General features: G+C 71.7%; 20 protein-coding genes. 7 read left to right on the forward strand and 13 right to left on the reverse strand.

The annotated features are described in order from the left end of the window. Positions 1–443: 443 nt before the first annotated feature. The 3 genes from ACFWTC_RS08165 to thyX all read right to left on the reverse strand — a co-directional run bounded on the left by ACFWTC_RS08165 (position 444) and on the right by thyX (position 4084). Positions 444–2129 (reverse strand): ribonuclease J, encoded by a 1686-nt coding sequence (locus tag ACFWTC_RS08165; protein ID WP_383919116.1) that lies wholly within the window; start codon positions 2127–2129, stop codon positions 444–446. 114 nt (positions 2130–2243) lie between these two features. Further along, positions 2244–3143, reverse strand: a complete 900-nt coding sequence (gene dapA, locus ACFWTC_RS08170) for a 4-hydroxy-tetrahydrodipicolinate synthase (protein WP_383919119.1) — start codon at positions 3141–3143, stop codon at positions 2244–2246. A 200-nt stretch (positions 3144–3343) separates the two neighbouring features. After that, positions 3344–4084 carry an FAD-dependent thymidylate synthase gene (gene thyX / locus ACFWTC_RS08175; protein ID WP_383919121.1) on the reverse strand — a complete coding sequence of 247 codons (741 nt, stop codon included), beginning with the start codon at positions 4082–4084 and terminating at the stop codon, positions 3344–3346. A 236-nt stretch (positions 4085–4320) separates the two neighbouring features. On the opposite strand from thyX, the gene ACFWTC_RS08180 reads away from it, so the two are divergent. Both ACFWTC_RS08180 and ACFWTC_RS08185 read left to right on the forward strand, forming a co-directional pair. Next, complete coding sequence (locus ACFWTC_RS08180) at positions 4321–4560, forward strand: hypothetical protein (protein WP_351270243.1); 240 nt, start codon at positions 4321–4323, stop codon at positions 4558–4560. A 48-nt stretch (positions 4561–4608) separates the two neighbouring features. Continuing rightward, on the forward strand, positions 4609–5169 hold the full coding sequence (locus ACFWTC_RS08185; protein WP_383919125.1) for a hypothetical protein: 561 nt from the start codon (positions 4609–4611) through the stop codon (positions 5167–5169). Between the two features lie 38 nt (positions 5170–5207). Here ACFWTC_RS08185 and ACFWTC_RS08190 read toward each other — a convergent pair whose 3' ends face one another. The 6 genes from ACFWTC_RS08190 to eccD all read right to left on the reverse strand — a co-directional run bounded on the left by ACFWTC_RS08190 (position 5208) and on the right by eccD (position 12341). Beyond that, entirely contained in the window at positions 5208–5660 is a 453-nt protein-coding gene (locus ACFWTC_RS08190; RefSeq protein WP_383919127.1) for a hypothetical protein, read from the reverse strand. A gap of 10 nt (positions 5661–5670) precedes the next feature. Then, positions 5671–6423, reverse strand: coding sequence for a 4-hydroxy-tetrahydrodipicolinate reductase (gene dapB / locus ACFWTC_RS08195; protein ID WP_384027269.1), 753 nt, complete (start codon positions 6421–6423; stop codon positions 5671–5673). 44 nt (positions 6424–6467) lie between these two features. Beyond that, on the reverse strand, positions 6468–7847 hold the full coding sequence (locus ACFWTC_RS08200; protein WP_384027271.1) for a M16 family metallopeptidase: 1380 nt from the start codon (positions 7845–7847) through the stop codon (positions 6468–6470). Then, positions 7844–10069, reverse strand: coding sequence for a polyribonucleotide nucleotidyltransferase (locus ACFWTC_RS08205; RefSeq protein ID WP_383919320.1), 2226 nt, complete (start codon positions 10067–10069; stop codon positions 7844–7846). Before ACFWTC_RS08205 ends, ACFWTC_RS08200 begins: the two co-directional genes overlap by 4 nt. Positions 10070–10382: 313 nt before the next feature. After that, positions 10383–10670 carry a 30S ribosomal protein S15 gene (gene rpsO, locus ACFWTC_RS08210; RefSeq protein WP_030718724.1) on the reverse strand — a complete coding sequence of 96 codons (288 nt, stop codon included), beginning with the start codon at positions 10668–10670 and terminating at the stop codon, positions 10383–10385. A 183-nt stretch (positions 10671–10853) separates the two neighbouring features. After that, entirely contained in the window at positions 10854–12341 is a 1488-nt protein-coding gene (eccD, locus tag ACFWTC_RS08215; protein ID WP_384027273.1) for a type VII secretion integral membrane protein EccD, read from the reverse strand. Between the two features lie 222 nt (positions 12342–12563). On the opposite strand from eccD, the gene eccCa reads away from it, so the two are divergent. Together eccCa and ACFWTC_RS08225 are read left to right on the forward strand one after the other, a co-directional pair. Next, complete coding sequence (gene eccCa, locus ACFWTC_RS08220) at positions 12564–16517, forward strand: type VII secretion protein EccCa (protein ID WP_384027275.1); 3954 nt, start codon at positions 12564–12566, stop codon at positions 16515–16517. 88 nt (positions 16518–16605) lie between these two features. Then, positions 16606–16851 carry a DUF397 domain-containing protein gene (locus ACFWTC_RS08225; RefSeq protein ID WP_383919141.1) on the forward strand — a complete coding sequence of 82 codons (246 nt, stop codon included), beginning with the start codon at positions 16606–16608 and terminating at the stop codon, positions 16849–16851. A gap of 94 nt (positions 16852–16945) precedes the next feature. Here ACFWTC_RS08225 and ACFWTC_RS08230 read toward each other — a convergent pair whose 3' ends face one another. The 4 genes from ACFWTC_RS08230 to eccB form a co-directional block, all read right to left on the reverse strand. Continuing rightward, a complete protein-coding gene (locus ACFWTC_RS08230; protein ID WP_383919144.1) occupies positions 16946–17254 on the reverse strand; it encodes a WXG100 family type VII secretion target in 309 nt (102 codons plus the stop codon). Between the two features lie 45 nt (positions 17255–17299). Then, on the reverse strand, positions 17300–17632 hold the full coding sequence (locus ACFWTC_RS08235) for a hypothetical protein (RefSeq protein WP_383919147.1): 333 nt from the start codon (positions 17630–17632) through the stop codon (positions 17300–17302). A 215-nt stretch (positions 17633–17847) separates the two neighbouring features. Then, positions 17848–19170, reverse strand: coding sequence for a type VII secretion-associated serine protease mycosin (gene mycP, locus ACFWTC_RS08240; protein ID WP_383919150.1), 1323 nt, complete (start codon positions 19168–19170; stop codon positions 17848–17850). A gap of 74 nt (positions 19171–19244) precedes the next feature. Continuing rightward, positions 19245–20825 carry a type VII secretion protein EccB gene (eccB, locus tag ACFWTC_RS08245; RefSeq protein ID WP_384027277.1) on the reverse strand — a complete coding sequence of 527 codons (1581 nt, stop codon included), beginning with the start codon at positions 20823–20825 and terminating at the stop codon, positions 19245–19247. Between the two features lie 257 nt (positions 20826–21082). Here eccB and eccE point away from each other — a divergent pair, with 257 nt between their 5' ends. The 3 genes from eccE to ACFWTC_RS08260 all read left to right on the forward strand — a co-directional run. Continuing rightward, on the forward strand, positions 21083–22357 hold the full coding sequence (gene eccE / locus ACFWTC_RS08250) for a type VII secretion protein EccE (RefSeq protein WP_384027278.1): 1275 nt from the start codon (positions 21083–21085) through the stop codon (positions 22355–22357). Beyond that, a complete protein-coding gene (locus ACFWTC_RS08255; RefSeq protein WP_383919157.1) occupies positions 22354–23052 on the forward strand; it encodes a hypothetical protein in 699 nt (232 codons plus the stop codon). The genes eccE and ACFWTC_RS08255 overlap by 4 nt, the downstream gene beginning before the upstream one ends. Before the next feature lie 139 nt (positions 23053–23191). Next, positions 23192–23582, forward strand: a 391-nt coding sequence (locus ACFWTC_RS08260; protein ID WP_384074113.1) for an SCO5717 family growth-regulating ATPase, incomplete at its 3' end; no start/stop codon positions are given.

Raw genomic sequence — 23582 nt, forward strand, 5'->3', positions numbered from 1 at the left:
TGATTTTTGGCACGCTGTTGAGTTCTCAAGGAACGGACGCTTCCTTTGTACTCACCCTCTCGGGCTTTCCTCCGGGCTTTCGTTCTGTTCTTGCTGTTCTTACGTTTCCGACTCTATCAGACTCTTTCGTGTCCGACTTCCTCGGCGCTTTCCAGGTATTCGCTTTCGCGCTTTCCTTTCCGGCGATTCCGACTATATCAGATTCATTTCCGCGTCACGGTCGACTGGATTTTGAATTCCGATGGCCTTCGGAGGGCCTTTCCCTTTCGGGTGGACCAGACTTTATCAGGTATCCCCGAGTAGTTGATCCCACCCGCCCGCGGGCGTCCGGGGCACATGTCTGTGCCCGGGTGCCGTGCGGGGTGGAGACGTAAACCTACTGGAGCGGGGCCCCCGGATGCAAATCCGGGGGCCCCGCTCCCGTGCGGTCGCTACGGCGGAGGTCAGACCTCGACGACGACCGGGAGGATCATCGGCCGGCGGCGGTAGCTGTCCGACACCCACTTGCCCATGCTGCGGCGGATGAGCTGCTGGATCTGGTGGGGCTCCGCCACGCCGTCGGAGGCGGCGCGGGCGATCGCCTCCTCGATCTTCGCGACGACCGGGCCGAAGGCCGCGTCGTCGATGCCGGAGCCGCGGGCCTGGATGTTCGGGCCGCTGACGACCTTGCCCGTGGTGCTGTCCACCACGACGTACACCGAGATGATGCCCTCGTCGCCGAGGATCCGGCGGTCCTTGAGTGAGGCCTCGGTGACGTCGCCGACCGAGAGGCCGTCCACGTACACGTAGCCGGCCTGGACCTTGCCCGAGATGCGGGCCTTGCCGTCGATGAGGTCGACGACGACGCCGTCCTCCGCGATGACGATGCGGTCCTTCGGGACGCCCGTCAGGGCGCCGAGCTCGGCGTTGGCACGCAGGTGGCGCCATTCGCCGTGGACCGGCATCAGGTTCCGCGGCTTGCAGATGTTGTAGAAGTACAGCAGCTCGCCGGCGGAGGCGTGGCCGGAGACGTGCACCTTGGCGTTGCCCTTGTGCACGACGTTGGCGCCCCAGCGGGTCAGGCCGTTGATCACGCGGTAGACCGCGTTCTCGTTGCCCGGGATCAGGGACGACGCCAGGATCACCGTGTCGCCGGGGACGATCCGGATCTGGTGGTCGCGGTTGGCCATGCGGGACAGGGCCGCCATCGGCTCGCCCTGGGAACCCGTGCAGACCAGGACGACCTCGTGGGCCGGCAGGTCGTCGAGGGTCTTGACGTCCACGACGAGGCCCGGCGGGACCTTGAGGTAGCCGAGGTCGCGCGCGATGCCCATGTTGCGGACCATCGAACGGCCGACGAAGGCGACCCTGCGACCGTACTCGTGGGCGGCGTCCAGGATCTGCTGGATGCGGTGCACGTGGCTGGCGAAGCTGGCCACGATGATCCGGCTGTGGGCGTTCGCGAAGACCGTGCGCAGGACGTTCGAGATCTCGCGCTCGGGCGGGACGAAGCCCGGGACCTCGGCGTTCGTGGAGTCCGAGAGGAGGAGGTCGATGCCCTCTTCGCTCAGGCGCGCGAACGCGTGCAGGTCGGTGAGGCGATTGTCCAGCGGGAGCTGGTCCATCTTGAAGTCGCCGGTGGCGACGACCAGGCCCGCGGGGGTCCGGATCGCGACCGCCAGGGCGTCCGGGATGGAGTGGTTGACGGCGATGAACTCGCAGTCGAAGGGACCGAGGTTCTCGCGCTCGCCCTCCTTCACCTCAAGGGTGTAGGGGCGGATGCGGTGCTCCTGGAGCTTCGCCTCGATGAGGGCCAGCGTCAGCTTGGAGCCGATCAGCGGGATGTCCGGCTTCTCCCGGAGGAGGTAGGGGACGGCGCCGATGTGGTCCTCGTGCCCGTGCGTGAGCACGATGCCCTCGATGTCGTCGAGGCGGTCCCTGATGGACGAGAAGTCCGGAAGGATCAGGTCGATGCCCGGCTGCTCCTCCTCGGGGAAGAGGACGCCGCAGTCGACGATCAGCAGACGGCCGTCGAACTCGAAGACGGTCATGTTGCGACCGATCTCGCCGAGCCCGCCCAGGGGGGTGACCCGGAGGGCGCCCTTCGGGAGCTTCGGCGGCAGACCGAGTTCAGGATGCGGATGGCTCAAAAGTCTCTCCTCACCACACGCGCCACGTACCTCGGAAGGCACGTGGCGCGCATGTCATTCGTGCACTTGCTGTTGTCTGGTGGGGTCGTGCTTATTCAGTTGTGAAGTCTGTTGTCAGAGCTGTACCCCGCCGGCGGCGAGGTCGAGCCGCAGCCGTGCCGTCTCTTCGGCGGTCAGCCCGACCAGCGGGAGGCGCAGCGGACCGGCGGGCAGGCCCTGGAGGCTCAGCGCGGCCTTGGTGGTCATCACGCCCTGGGTGCGGAACATGCCGGTGAAGACCGGGAGCAGCTTCTGGTGGATCTCGGCGGCCTTCTGGACGTCTCCGCCCAGGTGCGCCTCCAGCATGGCGCGCAGCTCGGGGGTGACGACGTGGCTGACCACGGACACGAAGCCGACCCCGCCGATGGACAGGAGGGGGAGGTTCAGCATGTCGTCGCCCGAGTACCAGGCCAGGCCGCTGCGCGCGATGGCCCAGCTGGCGAGGCCCAGGTCGCCCTTGGCGTCCTTGTTGGCCACGATGCGGGGGTGCTCGCCGAGCCGGACCAGGGTTTCGGTGTCGATGGGGACACCGCTGCGGCCGGGGATGTCGTAGAGCATGACCGGCAGGTCGGTCGCGTCGGCGATCGCCGTGAAGTGCCGGTAGAGGCCCTCCTGCGGCGGCTTGCTGTAGTACGGGGTGACGGCGAGGAGGCCGTGTGCGCCCGTGCGCGCGGCCTCGCGGGCCAGCTCCAGGGTGTGCCGGGTGTCGTTCGTACCGATGCCGGCGACCACGTGGGCGCGGTCTCCGACGGCTTCGAGGACGGCTCGTACGAGGTCGTTTTTCTCCGCGTCGGTGGTGGTCGGCGACTCACCGGTGGTGCCGTTGACGATCAGGCCGTCGTTGCCTGCGTCGACCAGGTGGACGGCGAGCTGCTGCGCGCCGTCGAGGTCGAGTGCGCCATCCGCCGTGAACGGCGAGATCATGGCGGTGAGGACCCGCCCGAAGGGGGTCTGCGGAGTCGAGATCGGAGCCATGGGTAACACGCTACTCGCTGCCATACCCGCGGTGTCCCCTCGGGGGACGTCAACGGGGTGTTGGACGCCGGCACTGCCTGCTCGGGGGTTCAGGCAGTGCCGGGTCCGTTTGATCAGCCTAGATGAACTTTCCGAAACGCCGCAATACGGACACTTGGGACTTGAGTCCGTACATGTGTACGCCGCGGGTGTACCGGCCCTTACGGGGCAACGCGTCCGTTGCCGTTGAAGGCCGAGTACGTGAGCGGCATGAGCTGCGCCCAGTGCTGCTCCATCTTCTCTCCGACCATCTCGATCTCCCGCTGCGGGAAGGACGGCACGGTCGCCAGCTCGTGCTGCGTACGGAGACCGAGGAAGTGCATCAGCGAGCGCGCGTTGCACGTGGCGTACATCGAGGAGAAAAGACCGACCGGCAGGACCGAACGGGCAACCTCCCGGGCCACGCCCGCGTCGAGCATCTCCTGGTACGCCTGGTAGGCCTGCAGGTAGGAGTCCTCCATGACGCGGCCGGTGAGCTCCTGCTGCGCCTCGGTGCCCTCGACGAACACGTACTTGCCCGGGCGGCCCTCCTGGACGAGCTTGCGCTCGGCGTCCGGGACGTAGAAGACGGGCTCCAGGTTCCTGTAGCGGCCCGACTCCTCGTTGTAGGACCAGCCCACGCGGTGGCGCATGAACTCGCGGAACACGAAGATCGGGGCGCTGATGAAGAAGGTCATCGAGTTGTGCTCGAAGGGGCTGCCGTGGCGGTCGCGCATCAGGTAGTTGATCAGGCCCTTGGAGCGCTCCGGGTCCTTGTGCAGCTCCTCCAGGGACTGCTCGCCGGCCGTGGAGACCCGGGCAGCCCACAGCACGTCGGAGTCGGCGGCGGAGTGCTTCACCAGCTCCACCGTCACATCGCTGCGGAAGCTGGGTTTCAGATCTGAAACGGCGGTGTCGCTCACCGGGGTCCTTCCAAACGTGCGTCCTGGGGCGCGCCCACTCTACGTCGCCGACCGCGGCGCGCCGCGCACGCGCACGCGGGCCGGTTGGGCACCCGGACGAACTGACGCGGCGCCATGAAGTTTGGTTGATGTGCCGGATTCCGGCACCGATCGGGCGCTCCGGACGTCTTAACGGGTAGTACGCGCATCCACCCGTCGCCCCGTCCCGGGGCCCGATAGCGAGGAGAGTCGCTCCCATGTTCCGCCGGCGCGAACCCGTCCCGTTCGCCTTCGTCGCCGAGGCCGACCGATTCCGCAGCAATGTCACTCCGCCGCCGCGCGAGAGTCTGAGCAAGACCCAGATGGCCGCCCGTAGTCTGGTCGGGCTGACCGTGGTGGCAGGGCTCGCCGGCTCGCTGCTCTTCGGTATGCCCGCACTGCAGCCGAGCAAAGCACCCGAGAAGTCGCAGCAGTCGGAGGCGTCCGAGGGGCGGTAGCCTCACGGGCACAGCCCAACCGAACGTGCATGTGAGTGAGGTACAGCCGTGCCCCTGCCCTTCCTGACGGCCGACGGCGTGTTCGACGCGGACGAGGAGAGCGACGACGTACTCCCCCACGCCGACCACGACCGCTGGCGGCGGCCCTACCGGCCCGGTCCCTGGCGGGTGGCCCTCGCCGCGCTGCTGCTCCTGCTCTCCGCCTTCATGCTGCTGGCCACGATGATCGTCGCCTTCGCCGGTACCTGGGGCGGGGCGACCGTCTGCCTGGCCGCCGCGCTCTGCGTGGTCGGCTCGGCGCTGCGCCTGCTGCGTACGGGCGTGTGGGTGAGCCGTACGGGGCTGCGCCGGATCGGTTTCTTCGGGACCCGCACGATCGCGTGGAGCGAGGTCGCCGAGTTCCGTACGGTGCAGCAGCCGGTGCGCTGGCTCGGGCTGCCGCGGACCGTGCAGGGCCAGGCCCTGACGGTGGCCGGGCGCGGCGGTGCGGAGCTGCCGGTGCTGCTGACCGACCACAACGCCGACTTCCTGTCCCGGGCGGAGGCCTTCGACCGGGCCGCCGACGCGCTCGGGGCGTGGGCCGACGAGTACCGGCCCGTGCCCGCCTGAGCCGCGCCGGCAGCGGCGTACGGAAGGCCCGTGCGGGATCAGCCCTGTACGGGCCTTCCGCCGTGCAGGGCGATCGCCCGCTGCATGGCCTTGCGGGCCCGCGGGGTGTCGCGGGCGTCGTGGTAGGCGACGGCCAGGCGGAACCAGCTGCGCCAGTCCCCCGGCCGGTCCTCGGTCTCGGCCTTGCGGCGCGCGAAGACCTCGTCGGCGGAGTCCCGCAGGATCCGCCCGTACCCGTCCCGCTCCAGCTCGTCCACGGGCAGGCCGCCCTCGGCCTCCAGCTCGGTCGCGAGCTGGTTGGCCCGGGTGACGAACTGCGTGTTCTTCCAGAGGAACCACACGCCGATGACCGGCAGGATCAGCACGGCCACCCCGAAGGTGACGGTGAGCCAGGTGCCGTGCCGGATCAGCATCAGGCCCCGGCCGCCGGCCAGGACGAAGTAGACCACCAGGACGGCGGCCGTGAGGAAGTACGTGATCTTCGCGCGCATAGTGGTGCCGTCAGCCCAGGTCGAGGAAGTGTTCCAGGCCGAATGTGAGGCCCGGGGTCGCCGTGACGCGGCGTGCGCCGAGCAGGATGCCCGGCATGAAGCTGCTGTGGTGCAGCGAGTCGTGGCGGATGGTCAGCGTCTCGCCCTCGCCTCCGAGGAGCACCTCCTGGTGGGCCAGCAGACCGCGCAGGCGGATGGCGTGCACCGGAACTCCGTCCACGTCGGCGCCGCGGGCGCCGTCGAGGGCCGTGGCCGTGGCGTCGGGCTGCGCGCCGAGACCGGCCTCGGCGCGGGCGGCGGCGATGAGCTGCGCCGTGCGGGTGGCCGTGCCGGAGGGGGCGTCGGCCTTGTTCGGGTGGTGCAGCTCGACGACCTCGACGGACTCGAAGTAGCGCGCCGCCTGCGCGGCGAACCTCATGGTGAGGACGGCGCCGATGGAGAAGTTCGGGGCGATGAGCACCCCGGTCCCCGGCGATCCGGCGAGCCAGGTGTTCAGCCGGGCGAGGCGCTCCTCGGTCCAGCCGGTGGTTCCGACCACGCCGTGGATGCCGTGGCGGACGAGGAACTCCAGGTTCTCCATCACCGAGGCCGGGGTGGTCAGTTCGACGGCGACCTGGGCGCCGGCCTCGACCAGCGTCTGAAGCTTGTCGCCGCGGCCGAGTGCGGCCACCAGCTCCATGTCGTCGGCGGCCTCGACCGCCTTGACCGCCTCGGCGCCGATACGGCCCCGGGCGCCGAGGACGGCCACGCGCAGCTTGCTCATCTTGGGTCCTTCACAGGTCGGCACAGAGGTGTGTGCGTACGGAACTAGGCGACCGCTTCGTCGAGGCGGGCGGCCTGCTTCTCCTTCAGCGGGCCGATCACCGCGAGCGACGGCCGCTGGGTCAGCACGTCCCGCGCTACCGAGCGGACGTCGTCCGGGGTCACGGCGGCGATCCGGGCCAGCATGTCGTCCACCGACATCTGGTCGCCCCAGCACAGCTCGCTCTTGCCGATGCGGTTCATGATCGCGCCGGTGTCCTCAAGGCCGAGGACGGTGGAGCCGGAGAGCTGGCCGACGGCCCGCTTGATCTCCTCGTCGCTGAGCCCGTCCGCGGCGACCTTGTCGAGCTCGTCGCGGCAGATCCGCAGGACGTCGTGGACCTGGCCGGGCCGGCAGCCCGCGTACACGCCGAAGAGGCCGGTGTCGGCGAAGCCCGAGGTGTACGAGTACACGCTGTAGGCGAGGCCGCGCTTCTCCCTGACCTCCTGGAAGAGACGGGAGGACATGCCGCCGCCGAGGGCGGTGTTCAGTACGCCCAGGGCCCAGCGGCGCTCGTCGGTGCGGGCGAGGCCCGGCATGCCGAGGACGACGTGGGCCTGCTCGGTCTTGCGGTTGACGTGCTCCACCCGGCCGGCGGTGCGGATGCGCCGGGTGCCGGTGCGGGGGCCGATGGGCTCGGCGTCGGTGCGCCCGAGGGCGCCGGCCTTCTCGAAGGCCGCGCGGACCTGGCGCACCAGCTTATTGTGGTCGACGTTCCCGGCGGCCGCGACGACGAGGTGCGTCGGGTCGTAGTGCTTCTTGTAGAAGCGGCGGATGCGGTCGGCGCCCAGCGCGTTGATGGTGTCGACGGTGCCGAGGACGGGGCGGCCCAGCGGGGTGTCCCCGTACATCGTCTGCGCGAACAGGTCGTGGACCACGTCGCCCGGGTCGTCCTCGGTCATCGCGATCTCTTCGAGGATGACGCCGCGCTCGGCGACGACGTCCTCCTCGCGGATCAGCGAGCCGGTGAGCATGTCGCAGACGACGTCGACGGCCAGCGGCAGGTCCGTGTCGAGCACCCGCGCGTAGTAGCAGGTGTACTCCTTCGCCGTGAAGGCGTTCATCTCGCCGCCGACCGCGTCGATCGCGGCGGAGATGTCCAGGGCGCTGCGCTTCTCGGTGCCCTTGAAGAGGAGGTGCTCCAGGTAGTGCGTGGCGCCGTTCAGCGTCGGCGTCTCGTCACGGGAGCCGACGTGGGCCCAGATGCCGAAGGTGGCGGAGCGGACGGCGGGCAGCGTCTCGGTGACGATGCGCAGTCCGCCGGGGAGCACGGTGCGCCGGACGGTGCCGATGCCGTTGCTCCCCTTGAGCAGGGTTTGGGTACGGGCGACGGCCCGCCCCTCCGAAGAGGGGCGGGCCGTCACACGGGAACTACGCGACATCACTTGTCGGAGTCGTCCTTGTCAGCGTCGTCGTCGCCGGCGGCCTCGCCGTCGATCACGGGGATCAGGGAGAGCTTGCCGCGCGAGTCGATCTCGGCGATCTCCACCTGGACCTTGGTGCCGACCGCGAGCACGTCCTCGACGTTCTCCACGCGCTTGCCACCGGCGAGCTTGCGGATCTGCGAGATGTGCAGCAGACCGTCCTTGCCGGGCATCAGGGAGACGAAGGCACCGAAGGTGGTGGTCTTGACGACCGTACCCAGGTAGCGCTCGCCGACCTCCGGCATGGTCGGGTTGGCGATCGCGTTGATCGTGGCGCGGGCGGCCTCGGCGGCCGGGCCGTCGGAGGCACCGATGTAGATGGTGCCGTCGTCCTCGATCGTGATCTCGGCGCCGGTGTCCTCCTGGATCTGGTTGATCATCTTGCCCTTGGGCCCGATGACCTCGCCGATCTTGTCGACCGGGATCTTGACCGTGATGATCCGCGGGGCGAAGGGGGACATCGCGTCCGGCGTGTCGATCGCTTCCATCATCACGTCGAGGATGTGGAGGCGGGCGTCGCGGGCCTGCTTGAGGGCGGCGGCCAGGACCGAGGCCGGGATGCCGTCGAGCTTGGTGTCCAGCTGGAGCGCGGTGACGAACTCCTTGGTGCCGGCGACCTTGAAGTCCATGTCGCCGAACGCGTCCTCCGCACCGAGGATGTCGGTGAGGGCGACGTAGTGGGTCTTGCCGTCGATCTCCTGCGAGATCAGGCCCATGGCGATGCCGGCGACGGGGGCCTTGAGGGGCACACCGGCGTTCAGCAGCGACATGGTGGAGGCGCAGACCGAGCCCATGGACGTCGAACCGTTGGAGCCGAGGGCCTCGGACACCTGACGGATCGCGTAGGGGAACTCCTCGCGGGTCGGGAGGACCGGCACGATGGCGCGCTCGGCGAGCGCGCCGTGGCCGATCTCGCGGCGCTTGGGCGAGCCCACGCGGCCGGTCTCGCCGACGGAGTACGGCGGGAAGTTGTAGTTGTGCATGTAGCGCTTGCGGGTCACCGGGGAGAGGGTGTCCAGCTGCTGCTCCATGCGGAGCATGTTCAGGGTGGTGACGCCCAGGATCTGGGTCTCGCCACGCTCGAACAGTGCCGAGCCGTGCACGCGCGGGATGGCCTCGACCTCGGCGGCGAGGGTACGGATGTCCGTGATCCCGCGGCCGTCGATGCGGACCTTGTCCTTGATGACGCGCTCGCGGACCAGGGCCTTGGTCAGGCTGCGGTACGCGGCGGAGATCTCCTTCTCGCGGCCTTCGAAGGCCGGGAGGAGCTTCTCGGCGGCGATCTCCTTGACGCGGTCCAGCTCGGCCTCGCGGTCCTGCTTGCCCGGGATGGTCAGCGCCTGGGTGAGGTCGCCCTTGACGGCGGCCGAGAGGGCCTCGTACACGTCGTCCTGGTAGTCCAGGAAGACCGGGAACTCGCCCTCGGGCTTGGCGGCCTTGGCGGCGAGGTCGGCCTGGGCCTTGCAGAGCGCCTTGATGAACGGCTTCGCGGCGTCGAGGCCGGCGGCCACGACCTCCTCGGTCGGCGCCTCGGCGCCGTCCTTGACGAGCGCGATGGTCTTCTCGGTGGCCTCGGCCTCGACCATCATGATCGCGACGTCGCCGTCGTCGAGGGTGCGACCGGCGACGACCATGTCGAAGACGGCGTCCTCGAGCTCGGTGTGCGTCGGGAAGGCCACCCACTGGCCGCGGATCAGCGCGACGCGGACGCCGCCGATCGGGCCGGAGAAGGGCAGGCCCGCGAGCTGGGTGGACGCGGACGCGGCGTTGATCGCGACGACGTCGTACAGGTGGTCCGGGTTGAGCGCCATGATCGTGGCGACGACCTGGATCTCGTTGCGCAGGCCCTTCTTGAAGGAGGGGCGCAGCGGGCGGTCGATCAGGCGGCAGGTGAGGATCGCGTCCTCGGAGGGCCGGCCCTCGCGACGGAAGAAGGAGCCGGGGATCTTGCCGGCCGCGTACTGCCGCTCCTCGACGTCCACCGTGAGGGGGAAGAAGTCGAGCTGGTCCTTGGGCTTCTTCGACGCGGTGGTGGCGGACAGCACCATCGTGTCGTCGTCCAGGTAGGCAACGGCGGAGCCGGCGGCCTGGCGGGCCAGACGGCCCGTCTCGAAGCGGATGGTGCGGGTGCCGAAGGAACCGTTGTCAATGACGGCCTCGGCGTAGTGGGTCTCGTTCTCCACTAGCGTTTTCTCCATTTTCGTCGTCTCCGTCCGCCGCCCGTGTGGCGGTGGACGGTTGCGGAGAAGCGCTCCTGGCGTGCGGGCCGGTCTTCGATCGAAGCATCCGGTTCGGTGCCCGTGGGGGCCTTCCGGGTGCCACTACCGAGGACCGGCGGCGTAGGGAGGGCGCTCCTCCTCTTCAGTTGTGCACGTCCTGCGTCTTCCTCGGACGTGCACGTGCGTCCGTGTCCAGACTACAAAGGGTCCGGTCCGGTGCGCACGTACGGCAAAGGGAGCGGCCCCCGGATGTGGGAACCGCTCCCTTCACGGCGTGTTACTTGGCGCCGGCCGCACCGCGGCGGATGCCGAGGCGCTCGACCAGGGCGCGGAAGCGCTGGATGTCCTTCTTGGCCAGGTACTGCAGCAGACGGCGGCGCTGGCCGACCAGGATCAGCAGACCACGACGGGAGTGGTGGTCGTGCTTGTGCGTCTTGAGGTGCTCGGTCAGGTCCGAGATACGGCGCGAGAGCATCGCGACCTGGACCTCGGGGGAGCCGGTGTCGCCCTCCTTGGCACCGAACTCGGTGATGATCTGCTTCTTCGTAGCGGCGTCAAGCGGCACGCGTACTCCTCGTGATAGGTCTTCGTTGCCACCGAGTGCCCCAGGTCTGAATCTCTGGGGAGCTTCCGTAACTCGGGAGGCGGGGTCCGCTGAGCGCAGTCCACAGATCCCTGGTGAAGGGTCCGGGGGACGCGTACACAAACGGCCGTCACACAGCGTACCAGGCTGCCGCATCCCGGCGTCTCAGCTGGTGAGCGACCGGACGCGGGAGTAGACGTCGAGCACCGCGAGGGCCAGCGGCACAAGGCTGAGCAGGACCGCGGCCTCGGTGAGGTCGAGGAGCCGCCCCCAGAAGGGTGACAGACCCTTGCGGGGAATGACCAGCGCAATTCCGGCGAGGAGGGCCGCGCCGGCGATCACGGCGGCGGAGAGCCAGAGCGTCCGGACGGTGAGGTCGGCGGCGAGGAGGGTCGGCGGGTTCAGGGCCAGGCCCAGGATGAGCAGCGCGGTGGCGGCGAGGCCCGCGGCCAGGGCGCACACCACCTGGGAGGTGTAGCGGAAGAGGCGGGCGCGCAGCAGCATGGCGAGGCCGGTGGCCAGCGCGAGCAGGCGGCCCCAGGTGTTGTCGGAGAAGCCGAGTACGGCGGCCGCCCCGACGGCGACGGCGGCGCAGCCGGCGACCAGGCCGAGCAGCATCTCGTGGCCGCGGCGGGCCTGGGCGGCGATCTGCTCGGCATCGAGGGAGGCGGCCTGGTCGTGCGGGTCGGAGCCGGTCTGGTCACCGTACGGGTCGGTCTCGTAGCGGTCCGGGGTGTCGCTGTACTCGACGTACTCGGCGGCGCCCTGCGGGGCGGCGTAGCCGATCGGCAGCCGGGCGAAGCGGGCGGAGAGGCCGGGGAGGAAGGCGACGAGGCCGATGGCCGCGGGTGCGCAGACGGCGGCGGTGGACGTGGCGGAGGCCTCGGCGGCGATGGCCGCGAAGGTGGCGAGGGTTCCGGTGGCGGCGACGAAGGTGGCCGCGACGAAGGGGGCGTCGCCGCTGGGGGTGAGCGCGACCAGGGCGACGGAGGCGATCAGTACGCAGACGCAGCCGAGCAGGAACTGGAGGCGGCCGGGGCCCTGGCCGGCGGCGGGGGCGATGATGCCGGAGCCGGCGATCAGCAGGTGCGGGAGGGCGGCGAGGCCGAGGGCGACGGCGGAGCCGCGGTCGCGGTAGACGCGGGCGCGGACGCCGGCCACGGCGGTGAGCAGGACGCCCGTGGAGCCGGCGATGACGCCGGCCAGGCCGTGCATGTCGTGGCGGACGGGGTCTGCGTACCAGAGGACGAAGCCGAGCATGGTGAACAGGAGCGCGGCGCCGGCCAGGCCCGCTCCGCGCAGCATGTCGTCGCTCCAGCGGTGCCGGTCGCGGACGACGGCGGAGGCCACCGCGTCGGAGACGTCGTCGAAGACGGCGGGCGGCAGGGACTCGGCGAAGGGGCGCAGGCTCAACACCTCGCCGTCGAGGACCTGCTGGGCGGCGAGGGTGCGGGCGCCGTCGAGGACGGTGCCGGACCGGCGGACCAGGTGGAAGCCGGTGGGGGCGCCGACGGGCTGCGTCTGGCCGGTGAGGCGCAGCAGCTCGGGGTAGACGTCGGCGACGGCGATGTCCTCGGGGAGGGCGACGTCGATCCGGCTGTCGGGGGCCACGACGGTGACCCTGCAGAAGCCCGTCGTTGCGGCCGTACTCACCTGTGTGACCCCCCTGGTTGGCGTCCGCGCCCGCGGTCGATTCGCGGATGCGCATGCTGCGCGCGCCACCCTACCGGGCGTATTGCGGACTGTCGGCAAGTAGGATCACCACCCCCGGCCGACGCCGGGAGGTAACCCCGGGCGGAGGAGCCCCCCGCACGCCCGGGACTTGGGGGGCGCCGGCCGCGACGTCCCGTCCGTTTTCAAGGGATTGATGCCCCGGTGAGCCAGATCGTCGTCAAACGCCCGCCACGGTCCCTGCCGGCCGAAGTGCCGTCGGAGGAGCTGAGGCTGGAGGCTCCGCCCGAGCTTCCGCGAGGGCAGCAGGAGGGCATGATGATGCAGCTCCTGCCGATGCTCGGCATGGGCTCGTCCGCGGTGTTCTTCTTCATGCCGGGCGCGATGCCCATGATGAGGATCATGGGCGCCCTGATGCTGGTGTCGACGCTCGCGATGGTGGTCGCGCAGATCCTCCGGTTCCGCAGGGGTACGCAGGGGCAAATGGCGGACGTGCGCCGGGACTACCTCAAGTACCTGTCGCAGACGCGCCGTCAGGTGCGGCGGACCGCGCGGGCGCAGCGCGACGCGCAGCTGTACCTGCACCCGGCGCCCGAACAGCTGTGGTCGGTGGTGGCCGAGGGTTCGCGGCTGTGGGAACGGCGGGTCGGCGACCGGGACTTCGGGCAGGCCCGGCTGGGGCTGGGCGCGCAGCGGCTGTCCACTCCGCTGGTGGCGCCGGACACGGCGCCGGTCGACGAGCTGGAGCCGCTGACGGCGGGCGCGATGCAGCGTTTCCTGAAGGTGCACTCCTCGCTGGACGGGCTGCCGGTGGCGGTGTCGATCCGGGCGTTCTACCACGTGACGGTGTCCGGGGAGCCGGACTCGGCGCGGGGTACGGCGCGCGCGCTGGTGGCGCAGCTGGCGACGCTCCACTCCCCCGAGGACCTGATGGTGGCGGTGGTGGCGGCGCCGGGGGCGGTGGCGGCGTGGGACTGGACGAAATGGCTGCCGCACGCGCAGGTGCCGGGGCAGGTCGACGGGGCCGGTACGAAGCGGCTGTTCGGCGACGACCTGGGCGAGCTGGAGGGGCTGCTGGCCTCCCGGCTGGAGGGGCGGCCGCGGTTCAGCCGGGAGGTGTCCCCCGTACTGGACCAGCCGCACCTGGTCCTGCTGCTGGACGGCGGGTCGGTGCCGCCGGACTCGGTGTTCGCGGCGGCCGAGGGGTTGCAGGGCGTCACCATCGTCGAGGTGGTCGCGGGCGAGCTGGACGAGCCCCGGGGCGGGCTGTCGGTCGTGGTGCGGCCGGGGCGGCTGCGTCTGGAGTCGGGCGCGGGGGTGGCGTACGAGGGCGTGCCGGACACCCTGTCGCTGCCCGCGGCGGAGGCCCTCGGCCGGCAGCTGGCGCCGCTGCGCACGGGCGGCGGGGACGACGACGAGCCGCTGCTGGCGAACCTGGACTTCACGGACCTGCTGAACCTGGGCGACGCGGCCGCGGTGGACGTGGCGCGGACCTGGCGGCCGCGGTCGGCGGGCGAGCGGCTGCGCGTGCCGATCGGGGTCGGCGAGGACGGCGGTCCGGTCATGCTGGACCTGAAGGAGGCCGCCCAGGAGGGCATGGGCCCGCACGGCCTGTGCGTGGGCGCCACCGGTTCGGGCAAGTCGGAGCTGCTGCGCACGCTGGTGCTGGGGCTGGCGGTGACGCACACCTCGGAGACGCTGAACTTCGTGCTCGCCGACTTCAAGGGCGGTGCGACCTTCACCGGCATGGGGCAGATGCCGCACGTGGCGGCGGTCATCACCAACCTGGCGGACGACCTGACGCTCGTGGACCGCATGGGCGACTCGATCCGCGGTGAGCTCCAGCGCCGGCAGGAGCTGCTGCGCTCGGCGGGCAACTACGCCAACATCCACGACTACGAGAAGGCGCGCGCGGCCGGCGCCCCGCTGGAGCCGCTCGCGTCGCTGGTGCTGGTGATCGACGAGTTCAGCGAGCTGCTGACGGCGAAGCCGGACTTCATCGACATGTTCATCCAGATCGGCCGCATCGGCCGGTCGCTGGGCGTGCACCTGCTGCTGGCCTCGCAGCGGCTGGAGGAGGGCAAACTGCGCGGGCTCGACACGTACCTGTCGTACCGGATCGGTCTGCGGACCTTCTCGGCGGCGGAGTCGAGGACGGCGATCGGGGTGCCGGACGCCTACCACCTGCCGTCGGTGCCCGGTTCGGGCTACCTGAAGTTCGGTACGGACGAGATGACGCGCTTCAAGGCGGCGTACGTCTCGGGCACCTACCGCTCGGGCGGGCCCGACCTGTCGGTGGGGCTGTTCCCGGTGGAGCGGCGGCCCGCCCTGTTCACGGCGGCGCCGGTGCCGGTGGTGTACGCGGCGCCGGACCCGGCGTACCTGGCGGCGCAGTCCTCCCGGGGGGACGACGCGCTGGCCGACACGGTGCTGGACGTGATCGTGGGCCGGCTGGAGGGGCAGGGCGTCCCGGCGCACCAGGTGTGGCTGCCGCCGCTCGACCAGGCGCCGCCGCTGGACCAGCTGCTGCCGGCGCTGGCCCCGAGCACGGAGCGCGGGCTGCACGCCGAGGGGTACACGCGGCCCGGCGGGCTGGTCGTGCCGCTCGGCCTGATCGACAAGCCGTTCGAGCAGCGGCGCGAGGTGCTGTACCGGGACTTCTCCGGTGCGGCGGGCCACATGATGGTGGTCGGCGGTCCGCAGTCGGGCAAGTCGACGCTGATGCGGACGCTGATCTCGTCGTTCGCGCTCACGCACACCCCCCGCGAGGTGCAGTTCTACGGGCTGGACTTCGGCGGCGGCAGCCTGTCGTCGGTGGCGGAGCTCCCGCACGTGGGCGGCATCGCCTCGCGCCTGGACCCGGAGCGGGTGCGGCGCACGGTCGCGGAGGTCGGGGGCATCCTGAACCGCCGCGAGGAGTTCTTCCGCTCGAACAACATCGACTCGATCGGCACCTACCGGCGCCGCCGGGCGGCGGGCGAGCTGCCCGGCGAGCCGTGGGGCGACGTGTTCCTCGTCGTCGACGGCTGGGGCAACTTCCGCGGCGAGTACGACGGCCTGGAGCAGGTCGTCACGGACATCGCGTCCCGCGGCCTGGGCTACGGCATCCACGTGGTGATCACCGCGGCCCGGTACATGGAGGTGCGGGCCGCGTTGAAGGACCAGATGCTCAGCCGGCTGGAGCTGCGGCTCGGCGACGTCATGGACTCCGAGTTCGACCGCAAGGTCGCGGCGAACGTCCCGGCGGGGATGCCGGGGCGCGGCCAGGTGGCGGAGAAGCTGCACTTCCTGGGCGCGCTGCCGCGGATCGACGGCTCCCACGAGGCGGGGGACCTCTCGGAGGCCACGGCCGCCTTCGTGGACGCGGTGAAGCGGAACTGGGCGGGTCAGGCGGCTCCGGGCGTCCGGCTGCTGCCGCGGCTGCTCCACTGCGACCAGCTGCCCAAGGGCGGCGAGCACCCCGGCCGCGGGATCGCGATCGGCATCGACGAGACCGAACTGGAGCCGGTGTTCGTCGACTTCGAGTCCGACCCGTTCCTGCTGGTCTTCGGGGAGAGCGAGTCGGGCAAGACGAACCTGCTGCGGCTCATCGCCCGGCAGATCGCCGAGCGGTACACGCCCGACCAGGCGCGCCTGGTCGTGGGCGACTACCGGCGGAGCCTGCTCGGGGCGCTGCCTGAGGAGCACCTGCTCGAGTACGCGCCGATGGCGAGCTCCCTGCAGATGCACATGGAGGCGCTGGGCGGGGTGTTCAGCCGCCGTCAGCCGCCGACGGACGTCACCCCGCAGCAGCTGCGCGACCGCAGCTGGTGGACCGGTCCGGACGTGTTCATCATCATCGACGACTTCGACCTGGTGGCGACGAGCCAGGGCAATCCGCTGGCCCCGCTGGTGGAGTTCCTGCCCTTCGCCCGGGACACGGGCGTCCGCTTCATCATCGCCCGCAACTCGGCGGGGGCCTCGCGCTCGATGTACGAGCCGTTCATGCAGCGGATCAAGGAGCTGGGCGCGCAGGGCGTCGTCCTGTCCGGCGACCCGTCCGAGGGCGACCTCGTGGGCAACGTGCGGCCGCGTCCGATGCCGCCGGGCCGCGCCTACTTCTCCTCGCGACGGCGGGGCACGTCGCTGGTGCAGCTGGGGCGGATGCCCGGGATGTGAGGCACCGATCGGGGGAAAGCCGCGCCGCCGGGCGGCGCGGCACCGATAATCGGCGGTGAAGACCGCTCCACCGAGGGAAGGGCCGCACATGGGCACCCAGCAGGAGAAGGACGAGCTGTACGCGCTCGACATCAGCGGCGTCGAGTGGGAGGGCCCGCCCGGGACCAGCCCCGACGAGGAGCGCGTGGAGATCGCCCGGCTGCCCGGGGGCGCGGTGGCGATGCGCTCCTCCCTGGACCGCGAGACGGTGCTGCGCTACACGGCGGCCGAGTGGGAGGCGTTCGTACTGGGCGCCCGGGACGGCGAGTTCGACCTGGAGCGGCACCGGCCGTGAGCGGCCGGCGTCCCGCGCGGCGCCGGCCGACGCCGAAGGGGCGCGCCCGGTGCGGGCGCGCCCCTTCGGCACGTACGGACGTCGCTGCCGCGGCCTAGAAGGCCTCGGTGAACAGGCGCGAGGCCTTCTGGTCCGTGGAGCGGTAGTCGTCCTTGCCGCGCTCGATGAGCTGGGCGACCTGCTCGAGCGTGGACTTCATGTGCTCGGCCTTGCCCTTGTACTTGCTCTGGAGCTGGATGTAGGCGGCGTGCGCCTCACCGTCCCAGGTGTCCGTGACGACCTTCAGGGCCTGGTCCATGGCGGCCAGGTCGTCGACGATCTTCTTGGAGACCGTGCGGATGCGGTTGGCCATCTGCTGGACGCTCTCGTACTGGACCTTCGTGTGGCCGTCGGTGGCAGCCATGTTCATCTCCTTCGGGCTGAGCGGGCTGTTCGGTGGACGAAGCGGTCAGATGCCGTTGAGGCCGGAGCTGTTGCCGCTGGACTGGACGGCCTTGAACGCCGTGCGCACGTCGTCGTCCTGCGCGTTGCTCAGGTTCTTGGTCTGGGCGACCGCGTTGTGCAGGATCCCCAGCAGCTGACGGATCTGGTCGTGGTCCTCGTTGACCACCGTCTGCGCGCTGATGAACCCCGAGGCACCCACACCGGTCCAGCCGGCGCTCACGGTGGCCAGGATGTCGGCCAGCTCGCGGGCCTGGGTGGTGACGGCATCGCCCGTTTCGGAGATCTTGTTCTTCGCCTGGACGACGGGATCGTCCGCAAGTCCGAAAGTGTTGCTCATCCGAAGCTCCTCACTTCTCAATTCGCCGGCAGAACCGGCGGATCGCGTGGCGGAGCGGACAGTCCCCGGCGCGGTGTTCAGCCACGCGCTCCGGACGTCCCCCTCCGCTTCACGCGAATCCCCCGATCACAGTCGTGAAGCGTGTTGTCACTCTAGCCAGTTCATCGGCCCTGCCCAACACCGGTGGGTCGGTTCCGTCGATGAACCGTGACCGTTCACTGCAAACGGCCACGGCGGTTCCGGGCATCCCGGACGACCGTCGCGGTGCCCGCGATGACGGCGATCAGGACCGCGCCGATCCCGAGAGCGTACGTTCCGAGGCGTTCCTCGCGCTCCTGCGGGGTCTCGGCCAGCTGCAGCACCGCCGCCTCCGGGGCGACGGCCGGTGGCGGGCCCGGGTCCGGGACCGGGGCCTTCGGCGGCTCGTGGTCCTGGCCGAGGGCGCGGACCGGGTCGACGACACCCCAACCGACGTAGTCGTCACGGCCGTTGACGGCGCGCTCGGCGGTGTTCTGGATCTGCCAGACGATCTGCTCGACGCTCCAGTCGGGGTGCTCGGCGCGCAGCAGGGCGGCGACCCCGGCGACGTACGGAGCGGAGAAGCTGGTGCCGTTGTCGATGCACTGGCCGAAGCCGGGGACGGTGGAGACCATGTCGACGCCGGGTGCCGCGATGCCGATGAAGTCGCCGGGCTGGGAGAACGCGGCGCGCTCGTTGTTGCGGTCCGAGGAGGCCACGGCGAGCACGCCGGGGAAGGCCGCCGGGTAGGTCCTGCGCTTCTCGCCGCTCATGCCGTCGTTGCCGGCCGAGGCGACCACGACGACCTTGGCGTCGATGGCCTTGCGCACCGCCGTGCCGAGGGCGGAGTCGGCCGAGAGCGGCACGTCGGTGTCCTGCGAGATGTTGATGACCTGGGCGCCCTTGGCGACCGCGTGGTCGATCGCGGCGGCGAGGGAGGCGGCGTTGCCCTGACCGCGGCCGTCGTTCTGCCGGATCGGGATGATCGTGGCCTCCGGGGCCAGGCCGACGAAGCCGGTGCCGGCCTGGGGGCGGGCGGCGATGAGCCCGGCGACCTTCGTGCCGTGGCCGACGGTGTCGTTGGTGCCGTCGCCGGCGGGTTTGCCGTCGCCCTTCCCGTCGGCCTTGCCGTCGCCCCCGGGTGCTGCGCCGGCTCCCCCGGTCCCGACGAAGTCCCGGCCGGCGCTGACGTCGATGGCGCCGCTGAGCTGCGGGTTCGTCCGGTCGACTCCGGTGTCGATGACGGCGACGCGGATGCTGTTGCCCTTCGCGTCCTTGCCCTTGGTCCGGGCCCAGAGCTCGTCCAGGAGCAGCCGCTGGAGGGCCCAGGGGCGGTCCTCGATCTGCTTCTTCATGGGGAAGGTGCATTCGCCCGCCCCGTCGAGGCCGAGGGCGTACGGGGGCTGCGGCGCGGCCGCGCCGGGGGCGGGCGCGGCGGCGGCCGCCGAGCCGGACAGCGCGACGAGGCCGAAGGAGACGGCGAGGAGCGCGCACCGGGTCGCGGGGGTCACGGGGCTCATGGGGCTGACGCGGGCCGCGGGTGGCCGGGAGGTCTGCGGTGGGGACACCGGAGGTCGGGGCATCGGCGGCTTCCTCACGAACCCTGTGGCTGGCGGGCGGAGTTGGTGTCCAGACGCGGCCCCTTGGAGAGGAACTCCGACCACGCGATGGGCACCATGGCCGGGGCGACGGTGCCGTAGCCGAGCCGGATCTGCGCCTGGCTGGCCTCGGGGCGGGTGTCCGCGCCCTCCTTGGCCTGCTGCTCCGGCGCGCCGATCTTCGACTTCTCGCTGTCGCTGTCGCCGTTTGCCTGGACGGCGTACCGAAGGCCGGTGTCGGTGACCAGGAAGAGGGAGCCGCCGGCCGTGGTCTGCTTGCCCTGGACCTGCGTGTAGAGCAGACCCGAGCCCGGGGTGACGTACGCGCTGGTGCCGCTGGCCGTGATGTCGATGGGGAAGGCGGCGCCGGCCCAGGTGCTCAGGGTCGGGTTGCCCTGGCCGTCTACCGCGCGGAGCACGGTGCACACGGTGTCGCGGTGGGCCGCGCCGTTCGGCTGGGCGGCGTCGGCGGGTGCGGTGTGGTTGACGCGCTCCGCCTTGCGCTGCGGCCACCGGACGTTCCCGGCGAACGGGGTGGCGTCCGGGGCGAGGGCCTGGAGGTCGATCTCGCGGGCCTTGCCGTTCATGTTGAGGCCGTCGGTCGCGGGCGCGGAGATCAGCAGCCAGGCGGCGAACTCCGAGACGGGGGCGACCTTTCCGGGCAGGACCACGTAGAACTGCGTGCCGGAGCCGGTCTGGGCGGTGAGCACCATGCCGACCTTGTTGTCCGCGGTGGCCAGGCCCGTGACGTCGGCGTTGGCGCCGGCCTTGGCGGGCAGCTGCGGGAAGGCGAGGTCGTCACCGGCGGCGAGGGTCCCCAGCCACTCCTCGGTGACCTGCTGCGGGGTGGCGCCGGTGCCGACCAGGGCGGTGGTCATCGTCCCGGCGGCCGCGGTGCCCTCGGGGAACTTGTACTTCGTGCCCGTCGCGTCGACCAGGTAGCGCTCCTTGCCCGGCCCGGTGCTCTGCACGTACAGCGACTGGGCCTCGCCGACCCGGCGCTGGTCGTCGAGGACGCGCGCCTCGCGGTCGGCGAGGACGAAGGTGGCCGTCTGCACGCCGCGGCCGTTGCCGCCGGGCTGCTGGCAGACCGCCCAGCGCTTGGCCCGGCCGGCGTCCTCCTTGGCGGGGAGCCGGTCGGGGGCGTACGGGATGCCGATGATGGGGCCGCGCGGCGGCTTCCCCTGGTCCAGGACCTTGTCCTCGACCTGGACCACCTTGGACTTCGACCCGCCCAGCAGGAGCCGGGCGGAGGCGAGGTTCAGCACCGGGTGCAGCCGGGGCCGGTCCTTGCCGTTGACCTTGGTCGTCAGGACCACGTAGCGGGTCGTCGACTGCTTGCCGACGATGACCTGGGTGCCGGGCTCGGCCCAGCCCTTGGGCGCGGTCGGTTTGAACATGCCCCAGGCGCCGAACCCGGCGACGATGAGCGCGCCGACGACCAGCCCCGGAACGACCGCGCGCAGCGGGCGCGGGGCGCCCTCCTCGGTCCCGGTCGCGGAAGGCTGGAGGAACGCGGCCACCGTGCGCCGCTTCGCAAAGGTGTACGCGTTGAGCTCATCACGTCGTGATGCCATGACTGCCTGATTCTCCCCGCACGTCCCGGTCGGTGACTACGGTCCCCGGGCCTCGATGGTCGGACCGGGCTCCTACTATGCCTCCTGACGGACCGTGTGGAGGGGCCGGGTAGGGTGGGGCTGCCGTCCAGCGCCTTCCGGAGCGGTTCGATCAGGGCTTGCCGGGGCGGATCGGGGAGGTTCCGGGGCGCGCGGCGGCTGCCGCACAGCGCCGGAATGCACGGGGCGCTGCCCCGGAAAGGGGAGGTGCGCGAGTGATGGCCACCGCGACGCAACCGCAGACCGCCACGGCCGCACCCGCACGCGGCGGGGTGACGCCGCATCCGGAGTCGAGCCCCGGCCGTTTCGGCCCGTTCCGATTGCAACAGCTCGTCCTGCTCCAGCTCGCTGCCGCGGGCCTGTTGGCGGCGTGGGTGGTCGAACCGCTGCTGCTGGTTCCCGCCGGTGTGCCGGCGCTGGTCCTGGTCGTGCTCGCCGTCGTACGCCGTCACCAGCGCTCCCTGCCCGAGCGGATCGGCGGCGCGCTCGCCCTGCGCGCGCGCCGCCGCCGGGCCGTGTCCCTGGCCCTGCCCGCGGGTACCGAGCCGGGCCTGGCGCCGCTCGTCGAGGCCGATCCGGCGCTGCGCACGCTGACCTTCAGCGACCGCGAGCGGCGGCCGGTCGGGATGATCGGCGACGGGACCTTCCTGACCGCGGTCGTCCAGGTGGACACGGACGCCACCGCGCTGCGCCCCGAACGGGCGGCCCGGCCGCTGCCGTTGGGCGTCGTACGGGACATCCTCGAAGTGGACGGGATCCGGCTGGAGTCCGCGCAGCTGGTGCAGCACACCCAGCCGGCGCCGGCGCCGCACCTGCCGGCCCGGTCGATGGCCACCCGCAACTACGCCCCGCTGCAGGCCCGGACGGGCACTCCGGCGGTCCGGCTGACGTGGATCGCGCTCAAGTTCGACCCGGAGCTGTGCCCCGAGGCGGTCACCGCCCGCGGTGGCGGGCTCCCGGGGGCGCAGCGGTGCGTGGTGCGGGCGGCGGACCAGCTGGCGAGCCGGCTGGCCGGGGCCGGGTTCACTGCCACCGTGCTGACCGAGCAGGAGCTGACGGCAGCGCTGGCCACGTCCTCGTGCGCGAACCCGATGGCGATCACCCAGGCGGGCCGTTCCGCCAGTACGGGGCGGCGCACGGAGGAGACCTCGCGGACCTGGCGCTGCGACGACCGCCGGCACACCACGTACTGGATCGGCCGCTGGCCGCGGTTGGGCGGCACCGGGGCGGCGGCGCTGCCGCAGTTCGTGGCGCTGCTCACCTCGATTCCGGCGCTCGCGACGAACTTCAGCCTGACGATGGCCCCGGCGGATCGGCAGGGCGTGACGCTCACCGGACACGTCCGGGTGACGGGACGTAGCGATGAGGAACTGGTGGCCGCACGGCGGGAGTTGGAGCGGACTGCGCGGGGAGTGGAGGCCGGGCTGGTCCGCCTGGACCGGGAACAGGTACCGGGCCTGCTGGCTTCCCTGCCGCTGGGAGGGGCGCGATGAGGGGCGGTTTCGGACTGGTCGGGCCGCGTCGCGCCCGGCACGTGGTGCCGGCCGCGGACCTGGACGCGCTGGCCCTGCCCGTCGGCGACGACGGGGTGGTGATCGGCGTGGACGCCGAGGGGCGGCCGGCGGTGCTCGGCATCAACCGGCCGACCCCGTACGAGGTGACGCTCATCGGCGGTCTCTGGACGGCGCAGGTGCTGGCGCTGCGCGCGGCGGCCACGGGCGCACGGGTGGCGGTGGAGACCGGACGCGGCCAGGTGTGGTCCGGACTGGCCCGGGAGGCGGGCGGCGGACAGCAGTGCGTGACCCTGCACGAGGTGGGCCGGGTTCCGCCGCAGGGCGCCTCGGCGGGCAGTCCGGTACTGGTGATCCGCGACTGCGGGATGCGCCCGCCGCGCGGCCGGGTGGTGGCCGGGCCGTGGCAGTCGGTGCTGACGCTACTGCCGTACCTGAGCCCGACGGCCCCGCGGCTGCTCCAGCAGTCCTCGCTGGCGGGCGTGCAGCGGGTGTCGCCGGACGAGGCGGAGCAGATCGGCCGTCTGATGAACCTGCCGCGGCCCGCGGTGGATTCGCTGCCGACGCTGGGCGACGGGGTGACGCTGTGGTGCACGCCGCGCGACCGGCAGTTCGTGATGACCCAGGGCACGGACGCGGAGACGGGCCTGCTGGGCGGCGCGCGGCGGATCGACTAGCTCCGGTCCGGGCGGGAGGGACCCCGGCCGGGTGGGGCGGGTACGCGCGGCGGACACTCGTGTCGGGGCGCGATTAGGCTGGGCGCGGCCGCGGCGTCGAGGTGGACGCCGGACCGTGTGCAACAGATCAGGAGGACCAGTGAGCGGCGATCGGAACGAGAGGCGCGGCGGGACGTGGGACGTCCCGACGGACGATCAGTCCGACGCGGAGCCCGAGATGACGGGCGAGTTCACCATCGACTACACCCCGCCGGCCTGGTACACGCAGGACGCGGCTCCGGCCGCCTCGGTGCCGGGCCTGCCCGAGGGGAGCGGCTTCGAGCCGCACCGCCCTTCGGACGTGCCCCCGACCCCGCCGGCGCGGACCGCTCCGCCGGCCCCCAGGACTCCGTCGGACGACGCGGGCCTGCCGGCGGCTTCCCCGGCTCCGCCGGCGCCGTCCGCCCCGGTGGCGGGGCCGGTGCAGGTGCCCGCCGCCGTACCGGTTCCCGAGGCTCCCGCCGCGGTCGAGCCGCAGGACGGCTACCGGG

This window comes from Streptomyces sp. NPDC058619 (assembly GCF_042717785.1).
In the GTDB taxonomy this organism is placed as follows: Bacteria; Actinomycetota; Actinomycetes; order Streptomycetales; family Streptomycetaceae; genus Streptomyces.